Origin of the sequence: Parafrankia colletiae (assembly GCF_001854655.1) — a bacterium.
Lineage (GTDB): Bacteria > Actinomycetota > Actinomycetes > Frankiales > Frankiaceae > Parafrankia > Parafrankia colletiae.
Genome location: NZ_MBLM01000137.1, coordinates 70,333 through 77,173, shown reverse-complemented (window position 1 = coordinate 77,173; position 6,841 = coordinate 70,333). Strand labels below are relative to the sequence as shown.

The window sequence follows — 6,841 nt, the reverse complement described above, 5'->3', positions numbered from 1 at the left end:
AAAAAGGTTGTGCCGTTCGCACTCGCTTTCAGCACGCTTCCATGCCCACCTGGCAGATGTCTCCCATGATCACACGCACACATCTACGTTCTCACTACCCCCGACGGGGGTGGCGAACAGTGGAGGCGGCGGATCCTGACGACGCGCCCGGCGGACATCCGGCCGGGGGCGCTGCCCAAGTGGACCACCCGTCGACGTGTGCCGGGTCACCTACAGAACGGAGCGGTCACCAATGGGTGGAGAAAGCGGAACCGGTGAACTTCCGATGGGCCCCGCCACGCGGCCGGTGCCCTTCCAGCCGATGCCCTTCCAGTCGCGACCGGACCGCCCCGCCACCGGCCCGGTCCCACCCGACTCGCCGATGGACCGTACTGTGCACATCCCGCGCCCCCGGGATCTCATGGACCCCGATCTCCTCCGACTCGGTCCCGGCCTCGCCCGGCCCGCCGGGCACAGTGGGCCGGGCGGGATCGCCGGCCTCGAGAACGTCACGGGTTCCCCTCGGGTCGGCGGGGTCGTCCCGGCCACCGGCTCCCCGGAGCCGCCTCTGAGCGGCGACGCCCGGCGCGGCGCTGCCGGTGCCGGATCGCGCCCCGGCGCGACAGGCACCAGCACCAGCACAGGCCCGCGCGCAGGCGCGGGCACCGGCACAGGCGCTGGCACCGGCCCGCGCGGCACCGCGGAGCCGACGATGCGTGGAACCGTCCCGCCGGGACTCCGTAGGGCCACGGGCGCCGGGCAGGGCGACGTCCTGCGCACGTTCGTGACGTCGGTGCGGCCGGACATGCGCCGCTGGTACACGATCTGCGACCCGGGTGCGCTCGGCGTGGGGCCGCGCCCGGCCGCCGTCCATGGTTACGGCGGGCCGAACGGGGTGGCCGTGCCGTCCACCCCGCCGCCCGGCCGAAACGCGGCCGGCCGGGGCAGCACCCGCTACTCCACCCGGTGCCCGTACGAGTACGAATCCGAGGCAGCGCGGGCCGATCTCGCCGAACAGCGCTCGGTGCGGGTCGCCACCACCGTGACCGTCGCCGTGATCGCCCTCGCGCTGGTCATGCTCGGCCTCATGGCCTTCGGGACCACGATGTAGTCGGCCGAGTCGGCCTCCGCCACTCTCGCCCCACCTCCCGCCCACGACCGCGCCGCTGCGGGCGCAGCCGCTGTCTCAGCCGTCACTGCCGTGCCTGAGGAGGTCGACGACTTCCAGCAGCTCCGCGTGGACACCGGAGGCCGCGAAATCCGGTGCCGCGRCCCTCCGACGCGGATCATCGCGGTAGGCAAAGAACCCGTCCTGGCTCTCGAACGAGATCAGGTGCGCTTCGGTCCGCCCGTCCACCGATCGCACCCGGCGGTCAAGCCACCCACCATGGCAGGCGAGAAGGGGCAGCACGGACTCCTCGTATGCGTCGAAGGCGCCCAGCCCACCATCGGGAATTCGGGCGATCATCAGGAAGGTCACCGTCACGAGACCATCCTGGCGAAGCCTCCCTCGCCTTCCCTTGCCTCTCCTGGCCCGCCGGCTCTCAGGTTGCCCCAGTTCCGATGACGTAGCACCCTGGCTACCTAAGGTAGTCGATTCGGGGGTGGACGGGATGGACAGGGTCGAGATGCTGCCGGCGATCCCGCTGTCGGCCTGGGCGGRCACGAAGGAGACGCTGCACCGCTACCTGCAGGTGATCGGGAAGGTCCGGCTGGCCGCCARCCAGCGCCGCAACCACTGGTGGAACGTCCCGCTGCACCTCACCGGACGGGGTCTCACCTCGCGGCCGATGGGCCAGGTCGACGGCAACCCGATCTTCACCATCGACGTCGACCTCGTCTCRCACGAGCTGGACGTCCACTGCATCGACGGCGAGCGGGTCACTTTTCCCCTCGCCGGCGGGTCCGTCGCCTCGTTCTACGCGCATCTGATGCGGGCCCTGAGCGATCTTGGAATCACTGTTCGCCTCGACCATCCGCACCCCTTCGACCTGGCCGACTCCGGGCGCCCGTTCGCCAAGGACACCGAGCACGCCGCCTATGACCCGGTGATGGCCCTGCGGTACTGGCAGACGCTCAGCCAGGTCTTCCTGCTGCTGGAGGAGTTCGCCGCCGGGTTCTCCGGCAAGGTCAGCCCGGTGCACCACTTCTGGCACACCTTCGACATGGCGCACACCCGGTTCCGTGACCGCGCCGTCGAGCCGGCGCCCGACACGGACCCGGTGACCCGTGAGGCCTACTCGCGGGAGCTGATCAGTTCGGGCTTCTGGTTCGGCGACGAGATGCTGCCCGAACCGGCGTTCTACTCGTACACCAGCCCGGAGCCGCCGGGCCTCGCCGAGACGCGCCTGCACCCGTCGGGCGCGCGGTGGATGGAACGCGGTGGCAGCCACCTGGCCGTGCTCCCGCTGTCCGCGCTGACGGACGACTCGGCGGCCCAGCGGCGTTCCGCCATCCTGGCCTTCCTGGGTGACGCCTACCAGGCCGGTGCGGTCCTCGCCGGCTGGGACATCGACCGCTACGCCTCCCCGGGCGGGGTCACCGACCCGGAACTGCTCCCGGCCCGTGTCACCCAGGGGGCGTCCGGCGGGGCAGGTCCGTCCCGTTGAGCCAGGCGAGCACGGCGAGCACGCGGCGGTTGTCGTCGGCGGCGAGCGGCAGATCGAGTTTGGTGAAGATGCTGTTGGTGTGCTTGCCGACGGCCTTCTCGGTGATGACGAGCCGGGCCGCGATGGCCGTGTTCGACCGCCCCTCGGCCATCAGTGTCAGGACCTCGCGCTCGCGGGCGGTGAGCCGGTCGAGCGGCTGCTCGCGCCGGGAGACGAGCCGGGCGACGACCTCGTGGTCCAGAACCGTCCCGCCGGACGCCACCCGGCGCACCGCGGCGAGGAACTCGTCGACGTCGGCGACCCGGTCCTTCAGCAGGTAGCCGACCGCCCCGTCGCCGGAGGCAAGCAGGTCCCGGGCGTAGAGCGGCTCGACCCACTGGCTCAGTACCAGCACCGGCAAAGGCCCCGGCCCGGGACCGGAACGCGGGCGGCGGTGGACCTGGCCACGGGCCCGCCGGGCGTCGATCGCCGCCTGAAGCCCCTCGGTCGTCCGCGTCGGGGGCAGCCGGACGTCCACGATCGCGATGTCGACGTCGTCGCGGGCCAGCGCCGCGGTGAGCGCGGGCCCGTCCTCGACCGCCTCGACGACGTCGACGCCACCTGCCGCCAGGATGCGGACGATCCCGACCCTCAGCAGGGCCTGGTCCTCGGCGACGACGGCTGTCAGCGGGCGCAGCGGACCTGGCGGACCCGGCGGACCCGGCTGGCTCCCCGGGCTCAGGTCCGGCACGGGATCTCCAGGGTGGCGGTGGTCGGCCCCCCGACCGGGCTGTCGACGCGGAACGTCCCGTCGAACGCGGCGAGGCGGCGGGCCACCCCGGTCAGGCCGGTACCGGTGGCGTCCGCGCCGCCGACGCCGTCGTCACCGACGACGAGCCGCAGCAGCGTGCCGTCGTAGCTGCCGGCGACCTGGGCGAACGTCGCGCCGGCATGCTTGATCGTGTTGGTGAGGCACTCCGCCACCGCGAAGTACGCGGCGGACTCCACCGGGTCGGGCAGCCGGCGGTCGATCGTCAGGGAGACCGTGACCGGCAGCGGGAGCGTCAGCGCGAGTGCCTCGACGGCGCCGGCGAGCCCGCGGTCGGCGAGCACCGGCGGATGGATTCCGCGCACCACCGCCCGCAGGTCCTCCAGCGCGGAGACGGTCGTCGCGCGGGCCTCACGCAGCAGTTCGACCGCCGCCTCCGGGTCGCTGCCGACGAGCTTCTCGGCGAGGCCGACGCTCATGCCGACGGCCGCGATCCGGGCCTGAGCCCCGTCGTGCAGGTCGCGTTCGATCCGCCGGATCTCGGCGGACGAGTGGTCGAGCGCCGCACTGCGCGTCTCCGTCACCTGTTCGACCCGCCGTTCCAGCTCGGCGATCCGGGAGCCGCCGAGGATGCCCCGCTCCGTGAGCGCCCGGGCCCGGACCAGCACCGGGGTGACCAGCCACCACACGTAGACCGCGGGCCCGGAGAGCAGCGCCAGCAGCAGCCACACCCAGCCGGGGTCGAGCACGAGCAGCAGCAGGTACATGACCGGCCCCGTCAGCAGAGCCGGCGGGACGAGCGACATGGCGAAGCCACCGCTCGCGGAGAACCACAGGAAGGCCACGTCGCGCCAGCGGGCCCCATCCCGCAGCCAGTGCAGCGGACGGGCCAGCAGGACGAGATCGGAGGTGTCCGCGTACTCGGCGGTGAGGCGATGGCCGAGCAGCGCGCCGCTGACACGCCGGTGGGCGGCGGTGAGCACGGCGGTCGCCGGCACCACCCCGAGGGCGAGGACGAGGCCGACGGTCAGCGGCCCCAGCGCGACGGCGAGCACGGACAGGATCGCCAGGGCCAGCGACGGCGCCATCGACAGGGCGTAGCCGAGAGAGACGGCGGTCAGGCGGAGCCGCTCGCGCAGCGCGGCAGTGGTGACCGGCGCCGGGCCGACACCGCGGATCGGCGCGAGCAGCCCGCGCCGGCCCTCGGCCCCGCCGCCGATCACCTCGCGGCTCGCCGGACCCACACTCGCCGGACCAGCGCTGACGGGGCCGGTGCTCACGGGACCGGTGCTCACGGGACCGGTGCTCACGGAATCAGTATCGCGGCGGAGCGGGTCGCACGGCGGACGAGTGTGCGCGCGGTCAGCATGGTCAGCGCGGCCACGCCGGCGACGAGCAGGGGCGGTAGCCACAGCTGCCCGTCCGGCAGCACACCCTCGCCCCGCGCCAGCCCGAACGGGATGATCGTGGCCAGCGACCCGACCAGCCCGAGCACGACTCCGACCGCCGCCACCAGCGCGGCCTCGGCCACCACCGACCGCTCGATCTGCGCGCGGGTTCCGCCGACCAGCCACAGCTGGCGCAGCTCCGCCCGCCGGTGCGCGACCACCGCGGCGAACGAGTTGATCACCATGATCGCCGCGAACAGGCTGATCATGCCGACCACCACGTTGTTGAGCAGGTTGATCGTCTCGGTGCCTTCCGGTGGCTCCCCGACGAGGGTGCGCCCGTCCGCGCCGACCAGCATCAGCGTGCCGACCGCACCGGACGTCAGCACCACCACCGGGCCGAGCACCCCGCCGAGCAGGTGCGCGCGCCGCGACGCGGTGTAGCCGGCCAGGTAACCGGCACCGTCGCCGCCGCCGAGGAAGGGGCGGGCCAGCCGGGCGCCGACCGGCAGCAGCAGCGGCCCGAGCAGGGCCAGGCCGACACCGACCAGCAACGAGCTCGAACCGGACGTCGCCATCGCGTCGTACGGGTCGTCGGAGTTGCCGCTCACCGTCACCGTGACGACACCCATACCCAGCCCGTACGCGATCAGGACGAGCGCCAGCGCCACCCGCCACCGGCGGATCGGACGTGCCCCGGCGAGGTCGTCGGCGGCGGTGACCGAGGCGGGCCCGCGGGTCGCCCGGCGACCGGCGATCGCCGCCGCGACCAGGCAGACCTGCAGGATCCCCACCACCGTGAGCGGCAGCGACACCGCGCCGCCGCCGAACTCGACATCGCTCACCACGTCGCCCGCGACCAGCGCGGCGAGCAGCGCCCGCCCGCCGGCGGCGGCGAGCAGCGCGCCGAGCACCGCGGCCACCAGGCAGACCACCAGGGTCTCCGCCCGCACCAGCCGGCGGGCCTGCCGCGGGGTGGCACCGATCGTGCGCAGCAGGCCGATCTCGACGTCGCGCTGACCGACCGTCAGCCCGACCGTGGACGCGACCGAGAACAGCACGATCACCGCACCCCAGCCACCGACGACGGCGCCCATCACGGTGAGGGACTCCGCGTCCTGCGCCGGCACCGGGCCGGCGGCCGTCTCCACCAGCGTCGCGAACGACCCCATCAGCGCCGTCCCGAGCAGCACGGCGACGAATGTGGCGGTGAACGCCGCGTAGCGATGCCGCAGCGAGCGCACCGCAAGCCAGACCATGCCCATCACGCGACCCACTCGTCGAGACGGGCCAGCTGGCCGGCGACCGCGGTGGCGGTGGGGCGGTCCATCCGGCCCGCGACCCGCCCGTCCACCAGGAACAGCACCGTGTCGGCGTACGCCGCGGCGACCGGGTCGTGGGTGACCATGACGACGGTCTGGCCCAGCTCGTCGACGCAGCCGCGCAGCAGCTCGAGCACGGAAGCGGCCGTGGCCGAGTCCAGCGCACCGGTCGGCTCGTCGGCGAGGATCACCGCCGGGTCCGCGACCAGCGCCCGCGCGATCGCGACCCGCTGCCGCTGCCCGCCCGACATCGCGGCCGGCAGGTGCCCGGCCCGCTCGCCGAGCCCGACCCGCTCCAGCAGGGCACTCACCCGCACCCGGTCCGGACGTCGCCCGGCGAGACGCAGCGGCAGGCCCACGTTCTGCGCGGCCGTCAGGTAGGGCATCAGGTGGAAGCCCTGGAAGACGAAGCCGATCCGCTCGCGGCGCAGCCGGGTGCGGCGTTCCTCGTCCCAGTCGGTGATGTCCGCGCCGTCGAGCACCACCCGGCCGGACGTCGGCGGCTCCAGCCCCGCGGCACAGGTCAGGAAGGTGGACTTGCCCGAGCCCGAGGGTCCCATGACGGCGGTGAAGGTGCCGCGGGCGAAGGCGGCGGACACCCCGGCCAGAGCGGCGACCGAGCCGGTGCCCTCGCCGTAGGTGCGCGCCAGATCATGTACTTCGAGGACGGCGGTGGAGGCGTTCAACGTGTGCTCCCAGGGGTGGAAGGCCGGTGTGAACCTGCACCCACGACGCTATGGATCATGCCCGTCCCGGTCGATGGGCCCAGACCGCGTCCTGCTGGTGGGGTTCTCC

The 6,841-nt window shown here is 73.5% G+C and carries 7 protein-coding genes; 2 read left to right on the top strand and 5 right to left on the bottom strand.

From position 1 onward, the window contains the following. Nucleotides 1-361 precede the first annotated feature (361 nt). Entirely contained in the window at nucleotides 362-1,090 is a 729-nt protein-coding gene (locus CC117_RS36615; protein ID WP_131803125.1) for a hypothetical protein, read from the top strand. Between the two features lie 75 nt (nucleotides 1,091-1,165). Here the strand turns inward: CC117_RS36615 and CC117_RS23610 are convergent, their stop codons facing one another. Continuing rightward, a complete protein-coding gene (locus tag CC117_RS23610) occupies nucleotides 1,166-1,465 on the bottom strand; it encodes a hypothetical protein (RefSeq protein ID WP_071087723.1) in 300 nt (99 codons plus the stop codon). Between the two features lie 127 nt (nucleotides 1,466-1,592). Here CC117_RS23610 and CC117_RS23605 point away from each other — a divergent pair, with 127 nt between their 5' ends. Continuing rightward, nucleotides 1,593-2,588, top strand: a complete 996-nt coding sequence (locus tag CC117_RS23605; protein WP_071087748.1) for a DUF5996 family protein — start codon at nucleotides 1,593-1,595, stop codon at nucleotides 2,586-2,588. On the opposite strand, the gene CC117_RS23600 is transcribed toward CC117_RS23605, so the two are convergent. From CC117_RS23600 to CC117_RS23585, 4 genes are read right to left on the bottom strand one after another with little or no spacing between them, the layout of a single operon-like run. Further along, complete coding sequence (locus tag CC117_RS23600) at nucleotides 2,548-3,255, bottom strand: LuxR C-terminal-related transcriptional regulator (protein WP_071087746.1); 708 nt, start codon at nucleotides 3,253-3,255, stop codon at nucleotides 2,548-2,550. The genes CC117_RS23605 and CC117_RS23600 overlap by 41 nt on opposite strands. A 50-nt stretch (nucleotides 3,256-3,305) precedes the next feature. Beyond that, nucleotides 3,306-4,631 carry a sensor histidine kinase gene (locus CC117_RS23595; protein WP_241830357.1) on the bottom strand — a complete coding sequence of 442 codons (1,326 nt, stop codon included), beginning with the start codon at nucleotides 4,629-4,631 and terminating at the stop codon, nucleotides 3,306-3,308. Between the two features lie 11 nt (nucleotides 4,632-4,642). Then, complete coding sequence (locus tag CC117_RS23590; protein WP_241830356.1) at nucleotides 4,643-5,983, bottom strand: FtsX-like permease family protein; 1,341 nt, start codon at nucleotides 5,981-5,983, stop codon at nucleotides 4,643-4,645. Nucleotides 5,984-5,988: 5 nt separating this feature from the next. Beyond that, nucleotides 5,989-6,732, bottom strand: a complete 744-nt coding sequence (locus tag CC117_RS23585; protein ID WP_084132663.1) for an ABC transporter ATP-binding protein — start codon at nucleotides 6,730-6,732, stop codon at nucleotides 5,989-5,991. Between the last annotated feature and the right edge of the window lie 109 nt (nucleotides 6,733-6,841).